The following is a 21,870-nucleotide window of genomic DNA, read 5'->3' on the forward strand; positions in this document are numbered from 1 at the left end:
GGGCCGAACGACCCGACCGGCGCTGGGAACTGTGGCGGGTTTCAACCCCGCAGGGTGGTGATGGCCTTCTCGATGCGCCGTTGGCGCGTGTCGGGTCTCTTCGCGCTCTCGATGGCGCGCACGTGCTCGCGCTTGTGGCTATAGGCAAGGTTGTCGTATGCGGCGCGGGCGACGGGGTCCTCGTCCAGGGCTCGGGCGAAGTCCGGTGGCTCGACGACGACGCGCGGCTGGGTGTCGAGCTCCACCTCGACCTCGACCTCGTCACCGATCGCGACACCTGCGGCCTGCCGGTTGGCGTTGCTGAGGCCGAGCAGGTGGCGGCCGCGCAGGATGGCGACCCGGCTCTTCCAGGAATGCCCGTTGACCGTGATGGTCACCGGCGGCCGCGCGCCTCCGCCGAGCGCTGCTACCACCTCGGGCGGAACTTCCAGGCCCCGCATGGGCTCGGGTGGCTCGACGTGGGACAAAAACTTCATGATCCTTCTCCTGTTGTTCTGCCGGCTCACCGCGGATCCGGCCTGCCCGGCTCCGACAGCCGCTCCGACGTCCCATACCGGGACCATCGCCGTGCCGGGACGGCGCGGCGCGTGCCGCGCCGTCCCGGACGTCTGTGCGGCAAGGGATCGCGGCTACTCCGCGTAGGGCTGGTCGGTTCCCGGGGCGCTGTAGCCGAGACTCCAGATGTAGCCATCCGGGTCGGCGAAGGTGCCGCCGTAGCCGCCCCACGGCAGAGCACCGGCGGGGTTGAGGATCGTGGCGCCGGCCTTCCGGGCCTCCGCCATGATCTCCTCGACCCGTGCCTCACTGCGGACGACGTAGGTCAGCACCAGCCCGCTGAAGCCGCTGCCTTCCGGGTCCGTGCCCACCTGGCCGGCCAGACCCTCGCGAGCGTAGAAGCCGACCGGCGAGGCGCCGTCCGAGTCGAAGAACACCGAGATGCCGTAGTCGTTCTTGATCTTCCAGCCGAGCCCCTCGGTGTAGAACCGCTTGGCCCGGTCCATGTCCCGGACACCGAGGAGGATCGAGCTGACGTGCGCCTTCATGCCTTGCTCCTTGCACAGTGGATGTATACCTGCCGGACATCCGGGCCAGGGCCCGGATGTCCGGCGGTTGCCATGACCATCACGCTAGGGGCCGCGCGGCGGCCGGGGCTTCTCGAATCCTGCTCGGTCTTGAGAGATCGTCTTCGAACTGCCCCGCCCCACTTCGCGGGGCGGTTCAGCGGTGGTGCGGTTCAAAAGACGATCTGACCCGCCAACGGATGGCAGCCTCCTGCTCCTGCTCCCGCCCAACCGGGCCCGGGTCGTGATCGAACGCACTGCGCCGCCCCCGCACCCGACAGGCTGAACCTCGAAGGGGCGTAGTCGGGGACCGGTTCCCGGCCGGTCCAGGAGATGACGAAGGCGCCGTCGCGAGCCGGCGGGCGTTCGGTGCGCGGTGGGGTCGTGATCGGGGACCGTGGGGCGGTGACAAACTGAGCGCCGGCGGCGCGGCGGGTGGCGGGGTCGGCAGTACGGTGGCGGCCGGGTGGCGATCGCTCGGGAGAACGGTTCAGTCGACGGCGTCGCGCAGCAGATCCCGCAGTTTCAGGGCCGCCGGTAGCGGGACGGCGGGCAGTGCCACATGGACGGTCCGACGCAGGCCCGGGTCGGTGAGGCGGCACAGGACGAGTTCGTCGGGGACCGCCCACGCGGCCAGCGAGGGGACCAGCGCCACCCCCAGCCCGGCCGCCACATAGCCGAACTTCCCGGTCCACTCCGCGATCCGGATGACCTTCCTCGGGGTGAAGCCCGCCCGCGCGCAGGCGTCGGCGAGCATGGTCGGGCGGTCGCCGTACGCGTCCTGGAGCCATGCCTCCTCGCGCAGTTCGGACAGGTCGAGCGTCCCGGATCCGGCCAGTCGGTGCCCGGACGGGAGAGCGACGCACAGGTCGTCCTGGCACAGCACGCTCGTCGTGACCCCGTCGGCCGACGGCAGGCCGGAGGGGTAGTCGCTGACGACGGCGAGGTCCAGCGCCCCGTCCCCGAGGCGCTCCATCAGGGTGCCGGTCCGGCCCTCGACCGCGACGACCTCGACATCGGGCCGGGCGTCCTGGAGTGCCCGCAGGGCGGTGGGCACCAGCGAGATGTTGGCGGTGGAGAACGCGCCCATGTGCAACAGGCCGCCCTGCCCCGCTTGCAGCACCGCCAGTTCCCGCCGGGCCCGGGACAGCCGGTCGAGCACCTCCAGCGCGTGGCGGTGCAGCGTACGGCCGGCGGGATTGAGCCGTACGCCCCGAGGAAGCCGCTCGAAGAGCGGTCCGCCCGCCTGGTGTTCCAACGTGGCGATCCGCCGGGACACCGCGGACTGCGTGTAGTTGAGCCGGACCGCCGCCTTGGTGAACGACCCGGTCTCGGCCACGGTCACGAGCAGCCGCAGCGCGTCGATCTCGAACACGTTCTTCCCGCCTTCCCGATCCTGTTGTCCTGTCCCGCGCCATCCTCTCTCAACACATTCCTGGGATGCATAGATCCCATGCAATCCGGTCGCTGGTGGAATGCCTTTCCCCGCCTCTAACGTCGTCCACGCGGCGGTGCCCCGGAGGGGGAACGGGCTCCGCCGCTCCGCCGGCCCATGCGATCCGAGGGGGTAACTGTGCTGTCGTATACGGGAATTGAGACGGGGCCGGACCGGTGACCCGGTCGTCAGCGCTCGCGTTGCCGGCGATGCTGGCCGATCTGGAGGAACTCGTGCTCTGCGAGTCCTTCTCGGCCGATCACGCGGCGGTGGCGCGCAGCGCCGAAGTGGTCGGCGCCCTCGGGTCAAGGCTGCTGGGGGCCGAGCCGGAGACGATCGTGATCGACGGTGTGACCCATCTGCGGTGGGCCTTCGGCACCCCGCGAGTGCTGCTGGTGGGACACCACGACACGGTGTGGCCCATGGGCTCGCTGCGGACCCACCCCTGGTCGGTGGCCGACGGGATCGCCCGCGGCCCCGGGGTCCTGGACATGAAGGCGGGCCTGGTGCAGATGCTCCATGCGCTGGCCTCGCTGCCCTCCCCGGACGGGGTGTGCGTACTGGTCAACGGGGACGAGGAGGTGGGCTCAGGGACTTCCCGGGAGCTGATCGAGGAGTCCGCGCGGGGATCCGCGGCCGCCTTCGTACTGGAGGCGTCCGCCGACGAGGAGGGTGCGCTCAAGACCGCGCGCAAGGGCACTTCGCGGTACGAGGTCGTGGTGCACGGCCGGGCCGCGCACGCGGGTCAGGAACCGCGGAAGGGGGTCAACGCCGCGGTCGAGGCCGCTCACCAGGTGCTGTCCATCGCCGGCCTCGGGGACTCTATGGGGGCCGTCGGTGTCGCCCGCTCCCCCCTGGGCTTCGCGACCGTCACGCCCACCCTGCTGTCGGCCGGCAGTACGCGCAACACGGTGCCCGCGTCGGCGAGGGTGTCGGTGGACGTGCGCGTGCCGACCCCAGCCGCGCAGGACCGGGTCGATGAGCTCATGCGGGGGCTCACCGCCCGGACACCCGGAGCCCGGCTGGAGGTGCTGGGCGGCAGGCAACGGCCGCCCATGGAACCGGAGTCCTCCGCCGGACTGTTCGCCCTCGCGTCCCGCCTCGCTGCGGAACTGGGCCAGGAACCGCTGCGGGGGATCGCCGTCGGCGGCGCCTCGGACGGCAACTACACCGCGGCGGCGGGCTGTCCGACGCTGGACGGCTTGGGCGCCGTGGGCGCCGGCGCGCACGCGGACACCGAATACGTCGAGGTCGCGCGGATGGTCCCGCGCGCCCGGCTGCTCGCTCGACTCATCGATCACACGACCGGTTGAAGCGGCCTCGACGAGGTCGCTCCGACACGAAACCGAGGCCCCTTCATGAGCGTGCCGGGTTCCCCGTCCCCCGAAGTTGCCGCACTGGCTTCCCGTAAGGGCTTCGGCCGCTTGGAACACACCTTCCTGCCGAGGAAGGAGGTCGACGTGCCGGACAAGTTCCGGGCACTGTTCGTCGTCGGTTCCCTGGCGGGCGTCGCCTCCCTGGTGACCGGAGGCGTCCTGCTGGGGGTCTTCGTGGCCTGGTGGGTCGCGTTTTACCCCCTCCTCATCTCCGCAATGGCCTCCGCTGTCCTGCTCGAAAGCCCGAACTTCCGGAGGAGACTCGGCGGCCGGCGTCTACACCTCTTCGAGAAGGGGCTGCTCGTGGACAGGGGCGCCGGCCGGCTGTTCGCGGTTCGCTGGGACCAGGCGATCCATTACCAGGCAACAGTCCGGGAAGTGATCGACTACAAGGGCACGAAGACCAGTGTCAGCAACGCGCACACCTCCACCCTGGTGGCGCCCGACGGCGCCAAGGTCCACGTCTCGGATTTCTTCGCCGACTTCGGGACCTGGGCGCCCCTGATCACCGAGGCGATCGCCCGCGCCCAGGTCCAGCAGATGTGGGAGGCGGTCCGGGCGGGGCGGCGGGCGGGTTACGGCCCGTTCGACCTGGACGCCACCGGCATCACCGCCAAACGCAAAGGGACGCTGCCCTGGTCGGCCGTCGAGACGATCGATGTCCGCGGCGGCTTCGTGGTCGTCCGACAGCGCGAAGAGCCCAAAGCCTGGGCGCTCACCAAGGTCAAGACCGTGCCGAACCTCCTCGTCTTCCTGACCATCGCCTCGAACCTCCACGGCGGGTGACGCACACGCGGCCTGCCGTCCGTGCGTGGACCGGTGGAGCATCCCGCCCACCCGAGTTCGGGGTGGACCTCCGTCCGTACTCGCCGGGCTCCGGCGCGAGCCGATCGTGGCGAACAGCAACGGCGGGCTCACCTGCGCGCGGGCCCGCAGCCACGTCGGCGGGCGCCGACCCAAGCCGACTCCGGACCAGGCCGACCCGGCCCACGCTCGCAACGGTTCAGAGGTCCGTTCAGGTCCTGGCGGCGGGCATTCCCTACGATCAGTACGCCAGGTTCCAGATCCTCACGCCGGCTATCTCCTATCGCGAGGGTCGGCCGCGCGCCCGGATCACCCAATTTCAGCAGGAGCGGTCGCACGACGACTACCTCTTCTGCCGGCAGTTCGTGGTGATGGCTGCTCTGCAACTCAGGCCGGCCGAAGACCGACAACACGGCAAACCCGTCGCGGAAGGCATCCGCCCCATCGTCGCCCGCATCGACGGCCCTGCCTTCGCCCCGGACGCCGCCGCCCGACTCCACCGGCTCGCCCTCGCCAAATCGAGAACGCCCGTGACGCCGGCGCCAGTTGGGCGGACACCGTCGGCATCGGGCACGTCGAGGACGTCGGCCGCTTCGACATCATCGGAATCAACGCCGCGCCGCCGACCGTACGGCGCGCCTACGACCACCTGGCCGGCCGGATCGACCCGGGGAAGTGACGACACCTTCACCCTCGCGGCCCCGGGTGCCCCGGTCGCCGGGCGGGTGGACCTTCTGCGTTCTCCCATGGTTCCCCCAAATGTGAATGTGTTCGGAACACACGCCGTTAACGTGATTTCCGCCGACAGAGCGGGAGTTCGCGAAGGGGAACAGGGGGGACTGTGCCGACCGATCGAATGTCCGGGGTGATCGTGGTGGCGAGCGGTGTGCTGATGGCCGCGGCGCTCACCGGGTGCGACGGGTCGTCGTCGAACCACAGGACCGCAGACGCCCCGACGACAACGGCGCAACCGAGCGCCGCCGTCCCGAGTGCGACCTCCGCGGGCACGTCGGGCGGCGCGACCAACGGTGGCTCCGGCCCCGGTTCGGGTGTGCCGACGGCACGGCCCCCTTCTGCCTCCACGTCGGTCGGAGGCGGCTCGGGCGACAACGCGGCCTTCTGCGCCGACGCGGTCAAGGCCATGGCGACCGACGACAAGCTCGACAACGGCCTACCCGACGCGCAGACGATCGAGGTGTGGGACCGCATGGACAAGGAGGCGCCCGCCGGCATCGAGAGCAGCGTCGACAACGTCGACCGCCAACTGCACCAACGGGCCGACCACGGCACGATGGACGACATCAGTGGCTTCGCCATCGCCTACCAGTTGGTTCTGCAGTGGGTGGGCGGGAACTGCGGTCTGACACCGTCGTAGAGCGGCCACGGAACCGCAGAAGCCGCGCTCTCCGCGTCTGTTCTCCGTTCGACGCCGATGCGCTGACCCGTGCCCTGGCCGAGCTGGTCGCTGCCGCCGAGCCCTTCGCGGACCCCGCCCAGGCGGTCCCGCACCCGGCGCCGCGCCCGTGAACGAGCGTTTCCGGGGTCTGAACCCGCGACATCCTGCACACGGTGCGCCGGTCCGGCGCACTCGGCCTCGTCGTCCAGCTCAGCCGCGTCGACTTGGAGGACGACCCCGAGATCACCGAGGCGTCGGAAGCCGACCTGGCCCGCCGAACGGCAACCGACACCACCCCAACACCTGAAGATCACTCGTCGGCACCGGCCGCGCCTGGGCCGGGACGCGCCAACACAACCTTGTCACCGCGGCCCGCCACGCCCTGGGCCACAACCCGGGCCCGGCCCCGACATCTCGCCGGACGCCACCCGACGGCACTCCATCGACACCTTCACCGGACCGGCCGACAACACCTTCAACGTCGCGTAGTCGTCACACATATCAGCACTCACCTGCGAAGGCACATTGGTCCGCCTGCGGGTGGACCGCGCCAGGATCCGCACGCCGCAGGCGGCCGACCGCTGGACGCGGCTCCGGGTCGCATGCCACACCCATCTGCGGCTCGCCCGCTCGCTCGCTGCGGATCCGCGTCGCCCCTGGGAGCAACCCGTGCACCGGCACGGCCGACCCCCGCCCGGGTCCGCCGTGGGTTCAGGCACATTGGGCACACCGACACGACGGCACAGTCCCGACCGGTGACCACCCGGCAGGGCCGACAGGACTTCGCCGCCACACCGCCCCCGAGACCTCCCGAGACCGGCGCACCGCCGCGCGGTCGGGAAGAACGCCTGGGCCATCACTCCGCGTTCATGACCGTCCGTACCCCGGCCATCGACACCTTGGCCACGAACGTGCGCACGCTGATGATCCTGGCGTGCCACCAACAGAGCACCGCCCGCCCGGCGTTGATCGCCGGCTTCTGGGCGCCGACGATCAGGATCACGCGGGCGGCGCCGCCGGAGTAGGCGGGTACTTGGCTGCCGCTGCCCGAGGCGATCACGAGGGAGCCGGTTTCGGTGAGCGCGGCGACGCTGCCGACGACGACGTCGGGACTGGCGAGAAGCTGCCGGATCTCATCGGCCTGGGTGGCGCGGTCCATCCCGAGAACGCGTGGCTTGACGGCTCGGTACCGGCCGTTGGAGTTGATGTCGGCGTCGATGCCCGACAAGCGGAGGCTTTCGCCGGCCGAGGTGAACACGCTCGCATCCTCGGGGATCAGGTCGGGGATGCGCGTACGCGCGGCGGCGACGTCGTCGAGGATCTCGACGGCGAACCCGTTCGCAGTCAGCGCGGTGGCCGTCCGCTCCAGGCGGTCCGACGGATGCCGGATCGGTGAACGGGGTGGTCGAAGGTCGGGTGGTCATGGTCAGTGCTGTCCTTCCGCCGAGTGGGGGGCCGAGCCGGTCAGTGGGGTGGTGTCGAGGTACCTGACCTCGTAGACGCGCTCGCTGAACTTCCAGCCGTCCGGAGTGCGCTGGTAACGGTCGTGGTAGATCGCGTAGTTCAGGCCCTGGCGGCCGTCGAGCGCGCGGGCGACTTCGTGCATGTAGGCACGGCCGGTCGCGGTGCCGCCGTCCAGGTGGACCGTGCCCGGGTGCGTGTTCTGTACGAAGAAGTCCCACTGGGCCTGCAGTTGCTCGCGGCCGGTGCGGATCTCGTCCCGACCGACCAACTCGACGGGGATATTGGGCATGCGCAGCGCGCCGTCCGGCGTGAACAGCGATGCCAGGCGGGCGCAGTCGCGCATCATCACCGCGTCGGTGAACTCGGCACGCAGCGCGTCGATTTCCACACGATCTGCGATGGCCTGCAAGTCGGTCACTGGTCTCTCCTCGTCGGGTCACCGTGGGTGTCTCAGCTGTTCGACAAGACAGCACCGCGAAATGTGAGGCGAACCGATAACCTCACATTTCGCGGTGCTGTCTTGTCGAAACAGATGGAGGACCGCCGCGATCGAGGAGCCGAGCACCATGACCACCCCCGCCGAGCCAGGCCACGACCGACACGAGCCGAGCCTGAGCGCGGTCACGAACGAGCGGCGCCGGCTGATCAGCCTCGCCTACCGGATGCCGGGCTCCAGGGCCGACGCGGAGGACGTGGTTCAGGAGACCTACGCCCGCTGGTATGCCATGTCCCGGCGGGAGTAGGAGGCCATCGAAGCCCCCGGCGCCTGGCTGACGACCGTCGCCAGCCGTAACGATGCCCTGCTCGGCCTGCTCGATCCCGACGCGGTCGTGACCGGCGACGGCGGCGGGCCGGCCAACGCCAAGCTGCACCCCATCGAAGGCGGCGAGCGGATCGCCCGCTACCTGGTCGAGCTCGCCGGCCTGGCACGCGGCGATTTGGCATTCAACCACCGGCATCCCTCCGTGAGCCCCCACCGCGCACGCGCGCGACGGACACCACGTACACGTGTTACTCCCGCCACCCAACGACGTCCTGGCGGCGTGGGATGAAAACCGCCGGCTGAGCGTGCTCGCAGCCGAAAACTCGGCCACGCCCGGTGGTCAGGTCGCCCTGGCCCGAGTTCCACCACAAACCGGACGCGGGCGTCACCGCCCACCTCTTCAACCGCGTGCTCGGACAGCTCCACCACTGCCTCCGGCAACACGAACTGTTCGACGTTCCCAACAGCCGTGGGTCACGTCGTTTCGAGGCCGGCGGCGCGGTCGCGGTCGGCTTCGGCACTGGCGCGTTGCTCGGCGGTGAGGCGGGTGCCCAGGTGTCCGTTCTCGACGAGTGTGGCGAGGGTGTCCATGACGACGCGGGCGCCGAGCTGCGAGGTGGTGTCGGCGACGTCGTACGGCGGGGCGATCTCGACGAGGTCCATGCCGATCAGTCCTTCCTGCGCCACCGTTCGGACCGCCTTGAGCGCTTCGCGCGGCGACATGCCGCCGGGTTCGGGCGTGCCGGTGCCGGGGGCACAGCCGGGGTCGACGACGTCGATGTCGAAGGAGAGGTAGACCGCGTCCACGTCCTTCCACGCGATCTCCAGGGCGATCTCCATGACACGGTCGACGCCGAGTTCCTCGACGTCGAACATGGTGATGACCGTGGTGTCGCGTTCCTCGGCGACCTGTACGCCGGAGTGGTTGCCGATCCAGCCGCCGATGCCTATCTGGACCAGGTTCGACGCGGGCACGTTGGGCAGGTCGGTGGCGTGCGACCAGTGGGTGGTGTGCATCCGCTCGTCCATGGTTGTGACGGCGGTGTCGATGTGCCGATCGAAGTGGATGATCCCGAGCCGGCCGTCGATGTGCCTGGCGATGGCCTTCGCGTCGGGGTAGCCGATGCTGTGGTCACCACCGATGATCACCGGGAACGCGCCCGCGTCGAGGATGTGGGACACCCCGAGGTCGACTTGGTCGAAGGTCTTCTCGATGTTGGCCGGGATGACGAAGATGTCTCCGGCGTCGCCGATCGTGATCTCCTCCAACAGGTCCATGCCGAGGTCGGGGCTGTACGAGTCGTACAGCGCCGAGATGCGGCGGACGGCCTGCGGCCCGAATCGGGCACCGGAGCGGTAGGTGGTGCCCATGTCGAACGGTGCGCCCACCACGGCCACGTCGTAGCCGCCGATCTCGCGGATGTTCTCGACGTACGGGGACTTCAAGAACGTCGGGATGCCCGCGAACATCGGGTCCAGCCCCCGCGAGAACAGCGAGATGTTCCGGTCCTTGACGGACCGCGCGGCCTCCAGCCCCAGGTCCAGGGACCGCTCGGCCAGCTCACGCCGCTTGACCTCGGGCACGTCCTTTAGTCGCCGTCTCGCGCGCATCCCCGACAGGCCCGCGCGCTCCGTCGACGCCCCGATACTCCCGGTGGCGGATTTCGGCGGGTTCGGGCGCATCGGATTGCGGTGATGACGCTCGTTGTACGCGGGCTGACGGGCCATGACGGCGTCCTTCCCGGGCGCGTACCTGCCGCCGGCCGTCTCCGTGTACCCGGGGCCTGGCGAGGACTGGGCCCACTCGTCCCATGCTGCCCCCGAGTCCACCGCCCCGCCATTCGCCCCGCTGCCAGGGGCCGGCGGGGTTGCGGAAGTGGACCGGCATGTTGGTGGCGGCGGAGAGGAGGCGGTGGCCTGCCATCTCGTTGCCTTGGTCCAGGTCGGTGACCGCCGCAGGTGGGGCGGAGGCCGCTGATCGCTCGTTTGCCTGGCGTTGGGGGCGCCGACGGGCTCGTCCGGTCCGCAGCGATGAAGTCGAAGTAGTTGTCCAGGACGAGCCAGGCGACCTTCCGGCCGGGCACGAGTTCCGTGACGCGGACCGTGCAGCGGTGGACGTCCTGGTAGCGGTAGTGGAACTCGCCGCCGACCTGGTCGGTGACGCCTTCGACTTCCCGCGACCACCAGCCGCGGACGTCGGTGATCGCGGCGAATGCCTCGTGCGGAGTCCGGTCCACCGAAAAGGTGGTGGTGAAGTTCTGCGGCAGATCGACTTGCATCATGCAAGTGACTCTAGACAAGGAACTTTCATGAAGCAAGCACCTCGGTAGAATGGTGCGCATGCTTGGGAAGACGTACGACGCACAGGTGTGTTCCATCGCCCGCGCCCTGGAGGTGATCGGCGAACGCTGGAGCCTGCTGATCGTCCGCGACGCCCTGTTTGCGGGCGCGACCCGCTACAGCGACTTCCAGCGCAGCCTCGGCATCGCGAGCAACACGCTCCAGGCCCGGCTCGACGGCTTCGTCGAAGCCGGCCTCATGCGGCGTCGCAGGTACTCCGAACAGCCCGAGCTGTACGACTACTTGCTCACCGACAAGGCACGTGCACTCGCGCCCGCACTGGTCGCGCTCTCCGAGTGGGGCGACCAGTGGGCGACGGACGGGGAGCCGCCGATCCTCTACGTCCACTCGGTGTGCGGCGCCGGCGTCACCCAGGAGACGGTGTGCGCGCACTGCGGCCGCATCGACGACCCGACCGAGATCCACGCCGAGGTCGGCCCCGGCATGCCCCTCGACCGCCGCCCGCAGGGCACCTGAGCGCAGGGCCAGCGGGCGGCGGGCCGCCCGGGGTCGGAAGCGCGGTGGTGGCCGCGGGCCTTGCAGGCGGCGCTTTGGGGGCGGGAGGCCGCACGGATCGAGGTTCCGGCGGGTGGGGTGGCGCCGGGGCGGCTCGCCGATGCCGTACTCCCCGAGCCCACCGAGAAGGTCCGGGACACGGAGCAGGCGCGGGTCGGGTGGCTCGCCTGGTGGAACGGGCTGCTCGCGGATCGGCCCGGCCCGGCCGTCGGTGCCGGCTCCGATTCGACGGGGAAACACCATTCGATCCACCGGAGTTCGCCGCGTTGGCCGCCTGGCCGGAGCTGCGCGAGGCGACGCGGAGCGGCCGGCCGGACGCGTCGCCGGGCCGCCGGGCGGCAGCGCGCGGGCGTGGCCGGCCCATCGCCGACTCGTGGTCGTGCAGATACCCAGCCACATATTTCGAAAGCTCCGGCCTGACGGGCACCAACCGGCATCCCTGCCCGAACCACCTGTCCAGCAGGTAGCCTGCGGCCCTCATGTCGAACAAGCCGGTCAGCCTGAATGCGCCGCTGCGGCTGCGTACCTCGTTTCGGTTCCCGATCGCGGATCGCGCCGCGCGGACGGACGTGTTGATCGGCGCGGCCTGGCTGTTGGTACCGGTCGTCGGATGGCTGCTCAACCTGGGCCACCGCGTGGAGGTGGTCCACCGGCTTCAGCACGGCCGGCCGGGGTTCCCGGCCTGGCGACACCCAAGACGCCTGCTGTGGCACGGACTGGTCACCGCCGCGGCGATGGTCGGCTACACCGCGCCCGGCGGCCTGTTGACGGTTGCCGGAATCTCCTGGGGCAGCGTCCCTGTCGCGATCGTCGGGGGTGTGCTCTTCGTCGCGGCGATCGCCGCGATTCCCGGGTTCATGACCCACTACTGCGTCGCCTTCGACGCCACCGAGCTGTTCGATCCGGTCCGGGCGCTGCGCCGGGTATCCGCCTGCGGTGCGGCCTATTGGCGGGCGTGGGGCATCGCCCTGGCCGGCCTGGCGGTGTCCGTACTGGGCCTCCTGGCCGCCGGGGTCGGTTTCCTCGTCACGAGCGTGTGGTTCTGGCAGGTGGCGGGGTTCAGCTTCGCGACGGTGTTCACCGACACCCATCGGCTCGGCCCGGCCGGGGCGGAACCTCCGTTGCCCACACCGCCCGCCGAGACGAATGAGGTCGAGTAGGCATGGACGACCGCTCCCCGGAAGTGGCGCTCGGTGTGCTGCTCGGCTTCGCCGCTCGCGACGGCCTCGACGCGGTCGTGCGGCGGATGCCCGAGCGGTGCGCCGCCGCGTTGACGGCGTCGCGCGTGCCGCTGCCCGAACTCGTGGACGCCGCGGCTGCGTTCCGACCATCCCGCGGTGACGCCCGCTATGCCGCCCGGCCCGGTACGCGTCGCCCTCCGCACTCGACCTCCGGCGCCCGTCGCCGAGTCGTAGGAGTGGCAGCCGACAGTCGGCTGCCCCGCGACCCGCCGCCGCGCCCGGCAACGCCGGACGGCGGCTCCACCACCGTTGGGAGGCGAGTGCCGGCCGTTCCGCCGGCGCTTGCCGGTCCGGTAGTTGATCCCGACGATCTCGCACGCTTCGCGGCTGCTGTAGCCCTGCTGCATGAGCTGGACGTATGCCGCCCTCTCGGCGGCCGGCTTCCTGGGCCCTTGAGGCCCCCGATTGCCCCGGATCTCGAAGTGCAAGCGACGACGATCAGAACTCGGGCCTGCCTCGGGGCGCTCCGGCATGCCCCGAAGCCACACGACGACGCGATCGGCTCCGACAACGCATGCCCCAGCCCGCCCGGCTCGCAGATGGGCACACCCGGCTTCACCCACCCGACCCCGGCGACGCCGCCTCCCGGCTGTGGAACCTCCCCCGCGCATACCCGAGGGCCAACGCTTCTCGCGCGTGTTCGAGGGCCAGGGCGAACCCATCGACCACATCCCGGTCAGCCACGCCCTCCTCGCCCGCGTCGAGTCCGCCGGCACCGGAGCCGACCACCCGCTGCCTTCGGTGAGCGCCCGGCCCGCCGAACGACAGGACGAGCCCGGCTCGAACCACGCACCGGTGTTCGCCCGACTCGCCTACTGACCGGACCGGTTCGCCGCCGACGGAACCGTTCCAGGAAATCCACCTCGACGCTATTCGTCGTATAAACAATCCTTCGCATCGAATAATTGAATGCTTTCTCGGAATGCCCACCGCGTACATCGACAACGACCGACAAACCGGTTGCATGGCTCCGGAATATCGACCTATATTGATTCCGCCAACTCGCCCTCCCGGAAGTCGAGACGGATTCAATGCGCACCGATTCCAATGCACGAACCGTGGTCGTCTCCGGTGTGGAATTCGGCTGGGGCAGTACGGGAAAACTCGGCGCGATCCTGTCGGCCGCACGTCGACGCTCGACCGAGCCGCTGCGCTTCGTCGGCCTGGCCTCCGGACTCGGCCGCCCCGTGTTGTCCGAACACGCCATCGACCACTGGTACGACCTGCCGAACGCCGAAGAGGACGTACCCGCCGCCATCAACGCCATCACCCGATCGGAACGAGCGGCGGCCGCGGTGGTCGTCCTGGACGGTGCGCTCGCCAAGACGCTGGAGGCGTCCGGCGTACCCACCGTGTTCGTGGACAGCCTGCCCTTCCTGTGGGCCGAGGGCGACCGGGCCGCACTGCCCCTGGACGCCACGGCCTACTGCGCGCAGAAGTGCGTCGAACTTCCCCCCGAGTGCCGGGACGTGCTGGCGTCCGTCCGGGCCCTGCACTGGGTGGAGGCCGTCGTCGGCACCCCGTCGGTCACCGAGCCGAGCGCACCCGCCGCCGGCCCGTACCGCACGGCCGTGGTCAGTCTGGGCGGTCTGCGCGCGCCTCGGCTCGCCGACTGGACGGCCTACCCGCGCATCGTCGTTCCCGCCGTCCTGGAGGCGCTCGCCGCGTACGGGATCCACGAGGTGCACGTGGCCGGGAACCTGCCCGCCGATCTCGCCGGGCAGCTGGTGGACGCGTCCATCACGCCCCCGCGGGTGAGCACGGGAGCGCTCGCGCACGGCGAGTTCCTGGACCGGGTGGCCGGCTGCGATGTCCTGCTGACCTCCCCGGGCCTGACCACCCTGCTCGAGGCCGGTCGACTGCGCGTACCCACCATCTGTCTGCCGCCGCAAAACCTCAGCCAGATCTTCAACGGAAGATTCCACCGCCGCGCGATCGGCGTCGAGACCCGAATCGCCTGGCCCAAGGGGGTGTTCACCGAGGAGGAGGCGCTGTCCCTGCGCACCCGCGGCGAGGACCACGCCTTGGAGCTGATCTACGCGGCGATCGCCGCGGTGGCCGCCGACCCGGACTGCCGGAGAACGACCGTCGCACTTCGCGACGACATCCTGACCGTGCTGCGCGGCACCGCCGAGGGCACCGACTGGGGCGCGCTGACCGCGACCGTCGGTGTCGACGGAGCCGCCCAGGTGGCCGATGCCCTGCTCGCGATCCTGCCGGGCGCGCCCCGCCCCGCCTGACCGTCGCCTCGACCCGCCCTGCCGTCACCTCGACCCGTCCTGCCCGCGACCGGCCCGAAGGGGTCCCCCTGTGCGTGAGCGTCACCGATATCTCTTCGTCAGGATCCTGGAAGCCTGCAACGCCGACTGCTTCATGTGCGACTTCGCGCTGTCGCGCGACACGTTCCGCTTCTCCCGGGAGGACTTCGAGGACCTGTTGCCGAAGGCCCGCGACGCCGGCGTGGCCTATGTGCGGTTCACCGGCGGCGAGCCGCTCATGCATCCGGACGTGGTGGAGCTGGTGCGCTCCGGCACGGCCGCGGGAATGCGGATGTCCCTCATCACCAACGGCTCGATGTTGCCGAGGATGGCCAAGAGCCTCGCCGAGGCGGGCCTGGCCCAGGTGATCGTCAGCCTGGACGGCGCGTCCGCCGCGACCCACGACGTGTACCGCCGTTCCCCCGGCATGTTCGACAACGGGCTGCGCGGACTGCGTGCCGCCGCCGAACTCGGGGTCCTGCCCAGGGTCAATACCGTGGTCGGGCCGCACAACTACGGCGAAATGCCGCTGCTGCAGGAGGTGTTGACCCGCGCCGGGGTCCGACAATGGGAACTGTCCGCGCTCAAGCTGGATCGCAGCATCACCTACCCCGATCCCGACGACGTGCGCCGGGTGTGCGGCCGCGTCTACGACGCCGATCCGAACTCCCTGCTGGTGCCGATGGGCAAGCGCTTCTATGGCGACGACCCGGAGGAACAGGCGTGCTACTTCGCCGAATCAATCACCCCACGCGCGTCGCTGCCGCAGTGCCACGTCACCGACGACGTGATCTACATCGACGGCAAGTACGGGCGGATGTACGCGTGCAGTTGCATTCCGCACCGCGAGGGCGAGGACGGCCCGGGCGGAGCGCCGCTGCGCCAGGCGGGCGTGATCGGCCTGGACACACCGGCCTTCCGGGAGCATGCCGACTTCTACCGCGAACGCGGACCCCTGGTTTGCAACGGCTGTTCGACCACGGCCGCCGGCTACAGCGACGACGTCGCCCGGCTGGGATCGGTGAACCCATGGCAGTACTGACTCCCCGGGAGGGACCGGACACCCGACGGCCGGACACGCGACGAACGGCCACCGACGGTTCCGAACTCGGGCCCGCGGAGTCGGCTCGCCGAATCCTGCTGGTCTCGCGCGACGACCGCTTGGACTCGGTGCTCGCCCGGCGACGCGTCGCCGCCCATCTCGGCGGCCTGCGAGCGCTCCGGGACTCGACTGGGCAACCACTCCCGGACGTGGCACTGGTCTGCGACGACGAGGCCGCCACGGAGCGGCTGCTGGAATCGGGCGTACCGGTCGTACACCTGTCCTCGGGTCACCATGGCACGACCGGCACGACCGGGACGACCGGCACGACGGGTACGTCCGGGGCCGGGACGACTGCGGCGACCGGGGCCGCCGGCCGGGCGCTGCACCGCGTGCACCGGCCCGGTTGGCTGCCCGACCCCGCACTCTCGTCGACGGGCCCTCGCCGCAACGGAGTTCGCCCCACCGGGCTGCTCGCCCCCGCCCGCTCCGCCCGCAAGCGCGAACGCGCGGGAACCCTGCTGTTGTTGTCCGCGTGGGACGTGCCCGACGCCGAGGCGAACGCGTTCATCGCCGACACGCTGCCCGCGCTGGTTCGGGAGGCGCTGCGGCGCACCGGCCGGTGCGACGTGGTCGGCGACACGCGGCTGACGCCGATCCGCGCCGCACTGGCGGGACTTGCCGGCCGCCGGGAGGTACGGGTGAGCCGCGCGGTCGATGTGGACGTGGACGCGCTGCACGCCGGGGCCGAGGTGTTCCTGGCCGCGCCGACCCTGGGCGCGCTGGCGCTGGCCCAAGCGCGGCGCGCACCCCTGGTGTTCCTGCCCGCGCTGGGCGACACACAGCGCGATCTGGCCGCGTGCGTACGGCATCTGGTCCCGGTTCCGCCCGCCGACGATCCCGAGGACGACGCGTTGTGGGCACCGCCCGAGCGGAACGCCACCGCGCTGTGGAGCGTGCTCGACCCGGATCTGGACGACCTGCGCGGCGCGCAGCGCGTCGCCCGGACTCTCCGCCAACTCTCGCTCGCCCCACTGTGAACCGCCCACGGTGAACCGCCCGCCGTGAACAGCCCGCCGTGACCATCGAGCCGTAGGCATCGCGCGCAGACATCTCGCCGTGGACGCCCCCTCCGAACGGCCCGCGACACCGCGACCCACCCACCGCCCCCACGACGCCGGCACGGCCGCCATGTGCGCCCCGGCCGAACGCCTCGCGTCGCCGAAGGCCCGTCACCCCTGGAGTCCGCCATGTCCGCCACGCCCCTCGAAGCCACCACCTCGGACGAACCCACGATCGCACGACCCCGCGTCCCCGACACGGACTGGGACGACTGGCGTTGGCACATGCGGCGACGCATCACCAACGTCGACAAGGCCCGACAATGGATCAACCTCAGCCCCGACGAGGAGAAGGCGATCGCCGGGGTGGCGGGCAAGTACCGGTGGAGCGTCACGCCGTACTACGCCTCGCTGATGGATCCGGACGACCCCCTCTGCCCGGTCCGGCAGCAAGCCGTCCCCGCCGCAGGGGAGTTGGTGGAGTTCTCCGGTGCGGAGGTCGACCCGGTCGGCGACACGTACTACCGCAAGACCAACCGCGTCGTGCACAAGTACCCCGACCGGGTCATCATGCTGATCACCGAGGCGTGCCCGGTCTACTGCCGGCACTGCACCCGCAAGTTCCACACGACCGACGTCAACGGCACCTACTTCCGGGACGACGAAGGCGAGTCGTTCGACGAGGATCTGCGCTACATCGCCGACCACCCGGAGATCCGGGACGTGTTGCTGACCGGCGGGGATCCGCTCTCCTACCAGGACGGCAAGCTCGAGGAGATCATCGCGGGGCTGCGGGCGATCCCGAGCGTGGAGATCATCCGGATCGGCAGCCGTTTCCCGGTGTTGTTGCCGCAACGCATCACCGACGACCTGTGCGCGATGCTCGCGCGCCATCACCCGGTGTGGGTGAACACCCATTTCAACCACCCGAAGGAGATCACCCCGGAGGCGACCGCCGCGGTGGATCGCATGTTGCGCCACGGGATCCCGGTGGGCAACCAGACCGTGCTGCTGCGGGGCATCAACGACGACGTCGCCACCATGCGCACCCTGATGACGGACCTCCTGCGCATCCGGGTGCGGCCGTACTACCTCTACCACTGCGACAACGTCACCGGCGTCTCGCACTTCATGACCTCCGTGGCCAAGGGCTGGGAGATCATGGAGGGCCTGCAGGGTCACATCACCGGCTTCGGCGTGCCGCAGTACGTGCTGACCACCAGGATCGGCAAGATCCCGATCGCACAGCCGTACTTCACGAACACCCCGGAGGGCCTGCGCCTGCGCAACTTCCGCGGCGAGGAGATGCTCCTCGACACCACGGCATGCCCGATCACGGAGGCCGACGCGCGATGACCCTGGACAAGCGACTGGGACAACGTTTCCTGCCCTACGGCGCGAACTACCTCGACTGGTCCGACATGGCGGAGCTGCGCGAGGCGATCGAACATCGGGTGCTGTTCCGCTACCAGACGGAAACCGAGAGCATGGCCTCGCGGTTGGAACGCGAGACCTGCCGACACCTGGGCGCCGCCCACTCGTTGGCCGTGCACAACTGCACCGAGGCGCTGCGGCTCGCGCTGATCGCCACCCGCCCGTCCATCGGCGATCGGGTGTACATCCCCGCCGTGACCTTCGTCGCCGTGGCCGGCGCGGTGTTGTCCTGCGGCCTGATCCCGGTGCCGGTCGACACCGACGACTCGCTGTCGTTGGATCCCACACTGCTGCCGCCGGACGCCGAGCGGGTGATCGTGGCCCACATGGAGGGCACGGTGGCGCCGCTTCCCCAGGGCGTGCGGTACGTGATCGAGGACTGCGCGCAGTCGCTCGGCGCCCGTTTCCCGGACGGACGCGCGGTGGGCACCGCCGGCTACGCGGGGACCTTCAGCTTCCACCACAACAAGGTGCTCACCTCGGGCGAGGGCGGGCTGGTGGTCACCAACGACGAGCAGGCGTGGGCGACGATGCGCTGCTACCACGACCACGGCTCGGCGCGTGTACCCGGCCGCTACCCCACCTGGAACGAGGACGCCTACTACGGCGAGAACTTCGTCACCAGCGAGCAGGTCGCCGCCGTCCAGTGCCAGCAGTTCCGCCATCTCGACGAACTCCTCGACGGGCTGGAGCGCATGTACGCCATCGCCATGCGCGAACTCCCCGACCGCGCGGACCTGGAGGTGCGGCCGCGCGCGGCGGGCGACGTGAAGGTCAGTCTGCGCTTCCGCTGCCGCGACCGCGCCCTGCGTGACGCCGCCGTGGCCACGCTGACCGCCGAGGGCATCGCCAACTGGACCCTGAACAAGTACCTGTTGCCCGAGCATCCGGTGCTCACCGGCCGACGCTCGCTCTACGCCGACGGCTTCCCGTGGAACCACGCCCCCGAGGGCTCGCTCGCGCTCAGTCACGACGGATTCGCGCGCACCCGCGACCGGTTGGACCGCACCCTGTGCGTGCCGCTGTCGCCGGAGTTGCCCGAGTCCGAACAGGTCGGCGCGGTCAAGGCGATCCGGCGCGTGCTGGAGGCGGTGTGAACGCGCCTCCCACGCTGCTGATGGTGGACGACCGGGCCTCCTCGTTCACCCGCTACGCGGCCCGGGCGCTGTCCGAGAACCTGGTGCTGCTGCGCTTCGCCGAGCTTCGGGGCGACCTGCGCGAGGACTACCTGCGCGAGACCGCGCACCTGCCGGCGTTCTGGGTCCGCGAAGGCGCGCCCCTGGCAGAGGAGGCGCGACGCTACCGGGAGTGGGCGGCCGAACTGCCGGAACCGCCCACCCGGTTCTGCAATCCCTCCGAACCGCGCCAACACGTCGCGCATCGCTTCGCCGCCCTGGTCGGGCTGCCCCATCTGGACGAACGCCAGGTGGCCTGGGTGCGCGACAAGGTCGCCATGAAGGAGCGGTTCCACGAACTGGGCCTGCGTACGGCCGCGTTCACCCGGGTGCGGTCGGCCTCGGAGGTGGAGCGGTTCGCCGCGCGGTACGGCCGGCCGCTCGTCCTCAAGCCGGTGGACTCGTTCGCCTGCGTGGACACCTACCTGCTCCCGGGACCGGCCGCCGCGGCCGAGATCGACTACGACACCCGGGACTTCATGGTCGAGGAGCATCTCGGCGGCACCGAGTGGGAGGTGTGCGCGCTCATCCACGACGGCGAGGTGCTGACCGCCTGGCCCAGTGCGATGCCCTGTCGTCCGCTGGACATCGTGGACGGCGCGATGAACGCCAACATCAGCGTCGGCACCGACGAGGGTCCTCCGGTGGACCTGCGCGAGTTGCTCCAGCGCATCGTCACCGGCATGGACATCGACCACGGGTACGCGCACATGGAGTTCTTCGTGGTCGACGGGCAGGTGTTCGCGGGCGAGATCGGGATCCGGTTGGCGGGTTGCGAGATCCCCGCCAACCACGGACACGCCTACGGGTTCGATGTGTTCGCGGCCACGCTGGACGTCTACCTGGGTCGCCGCCCGCGCCTGGACTACCGCGAACGCCGCTGTGCGGGGGACCTGTTGCTGCCCCTGCCCGGAACGGGAACCGTGCGCCGGATCACCTCGGCGGACGAACTCCTGTGCCTGCCGGGCGTTGTCGATGCCGTTCTGCGCACCGGCGTCGGCGACACGGTGACGGCCCGCCGGGCCTCGCACAACGCCTCGGGCCACGTCCATGTCGTCGGCGACTCGATCGCACAGGTCGAACAGCGCATGCGGGCCGTCCTGGACGCCTTCAGGATCGAGGTGGCCCCGGCCCGCGAGCCCGATCCGGTCGCCCGATGACCGCCGGTCCGCGCCGAGACGGCGAACCGCCATCCGCGAAGAGCCCACCGGAACCCGCGGCGCCCCCCGGGGCCGGCGGCCTGCTCGGGCGCTTCCGCGACCTGCTCACCCGCCCGCAGGTGGCCGCGGCGGCCGGGTGGAGCGTCGTGGCCAGGCTGCCCGTCTACCTGATGTCCCTGGCCATGGTGCTGACCATCCGTGAACAGGGCGGCAGTTACGCACAGGCCGGCCTGATCGCCGCGCTGTACACGCTCGGCATGGCGCTGGGCAGCCCACTGATCGCCCGCCGCCTCGACCGCAGCGGACGCCGCGGCGTCCTGGTGGCCACCGGCCTGGCCTACCCGGTGGCGCTCGCGACGCTGGTGTGGGCCACCCGGCCGGGCTCCTGGGCGCAGCCCGCCCTGGCCGTCGCCGCGGGTGTCGCGCTCCCGCCGACGAACGCGTGCATGCGCTCGTTGTGGGCGCGCATGCCGCTCGCGGACGAGGAACGCGAGACCGCCTACCTGTGGGAGGCGCTGCTCACCGAGGTCCTGGTCATCGGCGCGCCGCTGATGCTCGCGGCCCTCATGTGGTCCGGATCCGCCGGGGCGGCGCTGACCACGGTCGCCGTCATCGGCGGCGCCGGAGCCCTCGGCCTGGCCTGTGTCCGGTTGCCGGCGAGCACCGAAGCCGCGACCGCGACCGGCCCGGAGCCGGCCGGCGCCGAGGTCCTGGGCATACCGCGCCACCCGCTGCGCGATCCCGCGATGCTGGTGCTCCTGGGCGTGATGACCGCGTGTGCCGTCCCCATCGGACTGATGACGCTCGCCATCCCGGCCTTCGTGTCCGCCCACGGATCACCGGACGGCACGGGTGTGGTCTACGCGTGCTGGGGCGTCGGCAGCGCGGTGGGCGCCCTGTGGCTGGGGCGCGCCCCGTCGCGGGTCCCGATGCGGGTGCGCTTCCCGCGCCTGGTGCTGGCCTTCGCGGCCGGCACGGGACTGGCCGTGCTGAGCACCTCCCCGCTGACCCTGGCAATCGCCCTGGCCGTCGGCAGCATGCCGATCGCCCTGGTGTCGGCAGCCGAGATGACCCTGGTCGGCGCGCTCGCGGACAAGCGTCTGCTGGCGCGGGCGTTCACCTGGGCGTCGCTGGCCACCGTCCTGGGGGACGCGGTGGGTCAGCAGGTCGGCGGCCTGCTGATCGAACCGATCGGCCCACGCGGCGTGTTCACCCTCGCGTTCGGCGTGGCCCTGGCGGGAGCGGGACTGGCCTTCGCGGGCCGCCGGTTGCCGGCGCCCGACGCCGCCGTTCCCGCGCGGTGCGCGACCTGATCACCGCCGGCGGTGCGTGAAGCCCGTCTGC

Annotated in this window: 19 protein-coding genes and 3 pseudogenes; 15 read left to right on the forward strand and 7 right to left on the reverse strand. The window is 70.9% G+C overall.

All coding sequences use genetic code 11. The annotated features are described in order from the left end of the window. Positions 1-41: 41 nt before the first annotated feature. The 3 genes from A3IC_RS0141725 to A3IC_RS0141735 all read right to left on the reverse strand — a co-directional run bounded on the left by A3IC_RS0141725 (position 42) and on the right by A3IC_RS0141735 (position 2,436). Complete coding sequence (locus tag A3IC_RS0141725) at positions 42-506, reverse strand: YdeI/OmpD-associated family protein (protein WP_245599808.1); 465 nt, start codon at positions 504-506, stop codon at positions 42-44. 123 nt (positions 507-629) lie between these two features. Next, positions 630-1,043, reverse strand: a complete 414-nt coding sequence (locus tag A3IC_RS0141730; RefSeq protein ID WP_020556011.1) for a VOC family protein — start codon at positions 1,041-1,043, stop codon at positions 630-632. Positions 1,044-1,551: 508 nt separating this feature from the next. Next, positions 1,552-2,436, reverse strand: coding sequence for a LysR family transcriptional regulator (locus A3IC_RS0141735; protein ID WP_020556012.1), 885 nt, complete (start codon positions 2,434-2,436; stop codon positions 1,552-1,554). Between the two features lie 269 nt (positions 2,437-2,705). Here A3IC_RS0141735 and A3IC_RS0141740 point away from each other — a divergent pair, with 269 nt between their 5' ends. From A3IC_RS0141740 to A3IC_RS72780, 4 genes and pseudogenes are all read left to right on the forward strand, one after another. Further along, positions 2,706-3,809, forward strand: a complete 1,104-nt coding sequence (locus A3IC_RS0141740; protein WP_020556013.1) for a M20 family metallopeptidase — start codon at positions 2,706-2,708, stop codon at positions 3,807-3,809. Positions 3,810-3,956: 147 nt separating this feature from the next. Continuing rightward, positions 3,957-4,658: a DUF6585 family protein gene (locus tag A3IC_RS0141745; protein ID WP_158696318.1), complete on the forward strand. Its 702-nt coding sequence runs from the start codon at positions 3,957-3,959 to the stop codon at positions 4,656-4,658. 859 nt (positions 4,659-5,517) lie between these two features. Next, entirely contained in the window at positions 5,518-6,051 is a 534-nt protein-coding gene (locus A3IC_RS0141750; RefSeq protein WP_158696319.1) for a hypothetical protein, read from the forward strand. Positions 6,052-6,610: 559 nt separating this feature from the next. Further along, a pseudogene (locus tag A3IC_RS72780) lies at positions 6,611-6,884 on the forward strand (NF041680 family putative transposase); the annotation flags it as partial. A gap of 44 nt (positions 6,885-6,928) precedes the next feature. On the opposite strand, the gene A3IC_RS66025 reads toward A3IC_RS72780, so the two are convergent. After that, entirely contained in the window at positions 6,929-7,462 is a 534-nt protein-coding gene (locus A3IC_RS66025) for an LUD domain-containing protein (RefSeq protein WP_321184162.1), read from the reverse strand. Between the two features lie 36 nt (positions 7,463-7,498). Next, positions 7,499-7,954, reverse strand: coding sequence for a nuclear transport factor 2 family protein (locus A3IC_RS0141760; protein ID WP_020556017.1), 456 nt, complete (start codon positions 7,952-7,954; stop codon positions 7,499-7,501). Positions 7,955-8,102: 148 nt separating this feature from the next. Here A3IC_RS0141760 and A3IC_RS66030 point away from each other — a divergent pair. Then, positions 8,103-8,276 (forward strand): annotated as a pseudogene (locus tag A3IC_RS66030) (sigma factor); the annotation flags it as partial. Positions 8,277-8,773: 497 nt separating this feature from the next. Here the strand turns inward: A3IC_RS66030 and speB are convergent. Then, a complete protein-coding gene (gene speB, locus A3IC_RS0141770) occupies positions 8,774-10,027 on the reverse strand; it encodes an agmatinase (protein WP_211232336.1) in 1,254 nt (417 codons plus the stop codon). Positions 10,028-10,639: 612 nt separating this feature from the next. Here speB and A3IC_RS0141775 point away from each other — a divergent pair. Together A3IC_RS0141775 and A3IC_RS67945 are read left to right on the forward strand one after the other, a co-directional pair. Beyond that, positions 10,640-11,116, forward strand: a complete 477-nt coding sequence (locus tag A3IC_RS0141775) for a winged helix-turn-helix transcriptional regulator (protein WP_040878099.1) — start codon at positions 10,640-10,642, stop codon at positions 11,114-11,116. A 518-nt stretch (positions 11,117-11,634) separates the two neighbouring features. Then, positions 11,635-12,315 carry a hypothetical protein gene (locus tag A3IC_RS67945; protein ID WP_020556021.1) on the forward strand — a complete coding sequence of 227 codons (681 nt, stop codon included), beginning with the start codon at positions 11,635-11,637 and terminating at the stop codon, positions 12,313-12,315. Between the two features lie 335 nt (positions 12,316-12,650). Here the strand turns inward: A3IC_RS67945 and A3IC_RS73840 are convergent. Then, a pseudogene (locus A3IC_RS73840) lies at positions 12,651-12,824 on the reverse strand (IS30 family transposase); the annotation flags it as partial. 163 nt (positions 12,825-12,987) lie between these two features. Here A3IC_RS73840 and A3IC_RS0141785 point away from each other — a divergent pair. From A3IC_RS0141785 to A3IC_RS0141820, 8 genes are all read left to right on the forward strand, one after another. Next, positions 12,988-13,215 (forward strand): hypothetical protein, encoded by a 228-nt coding sequence (locus A3IC_RS0141785; protein WP_158696320.1) that lies wholly within the window; start codon positions 12,988-12,990, stop codon positions 13,213-13,215. Between the two features lie 212 nt (positions 13,216-13,427). Next, positions 13,428-14,636: a hydroxymethylcytosylglucuronate/cytosylglucuronate synthase gene (locus tag A3IC_RS0141790; protein ID WP_020556023.1), complete on the forward strand. Its 1,209-nt coding sequence runs from the start codon at positions 13,428-13,430 to the stop codon at positions 14,634-14,636. A 70-nt stretch (positions 14,637-14,706) separates the two neighbouring features. Next, positions 14,707-15,696 carry a cytosylglucuronate decarboxylase gene (blsE, locus tag A3IC_RS0141795; RefSeq protein ID WP_020556024.1) on the forward strand — a complete coding sequence of 330 codons (990 nt, stop codon included), beginning with the start codon at positions 14,707-14,709 and terminating at the stop codon, positions 15,694-15,696. Further along, entirely contained in the window at positions 15,684-16,736 is a 1,053-nt protein-coding gene (gene blsF / locus A3IC_RS0141800) for a CGA synthase-related protein (RefSeq protein WP_020556025.1), read from the forward strand. The genes blsE and blsF overlap by 13 nt, the downstream gene beginning before the upstream one ends. 210 nt (positions 16,737-16,946) lie before the next feature. Further along, positions 16,947-18,113: an arginine 2,3-aminomutase gene (blsG, locus tag A3IC_RS59645; protein WP_020556026.1), complete on the forward strand. Its 1,167-nt coding sequence runs from the start codon at positions 16,947-16,949 to the stop codon at positions 18,111-18,113. Continuing rightward, positions 18,110-19,288: a DegT/DnrJ/EryC1/StrS family aminotransferase gene (locus A3IC_RS0141810; protein WP_106669173.1), complete on the forward strand. Its 1,179-nt coding sequence runs from the start codon at positions 18,110-18,112 to the stop codon at positions 19,286-19,288. Before blsG ends, A3IC_RS0141810 begins: the two co-directional genes overlap by 4 nt. After that, entirely contained in the window at positions 19,285-20,526 is a 1,242-nt protein-coding gene (locus A3IC_RS0141815; RefSeq protein WP_020556028.1) for an ATP-grasp domain-containing protein, read from the forward strand. The genes A3IC_RS0141810 and A3IC_RS0141815 overlap by 4 nt, the downstream gene beginning before the upstream one ends. Next, positions 20,523-21,839, forward strand: a complete 1,317-nt coding sequence (locus tag A3IC_RS0141820) for an MFS transporter (protein WP_020556029.1) — start codon at positions 20,523-20,525, stop codon at positions 21,837-21,839. The genes A3IC_RS0141815 and A3IC_RS0141820 overlap by 4 nt, the downstream gene beginning before the upstream one ends. The last annotated feature ends 31 nt before the right edge of the window (positions 21,840-21,870 follow it).

The sequence above is a fragment of the Embleya scabrispora DSM 41855 genome, assembly GCF_000372745.1.
In the GTDB taxonomy this organism is placed as follows: domain Bacteria; phylum Actinomycetota; class Actinomycetes; order Streptomycetales; family Streptomycetaceae; genus Embleya; species Embleya scabrispora.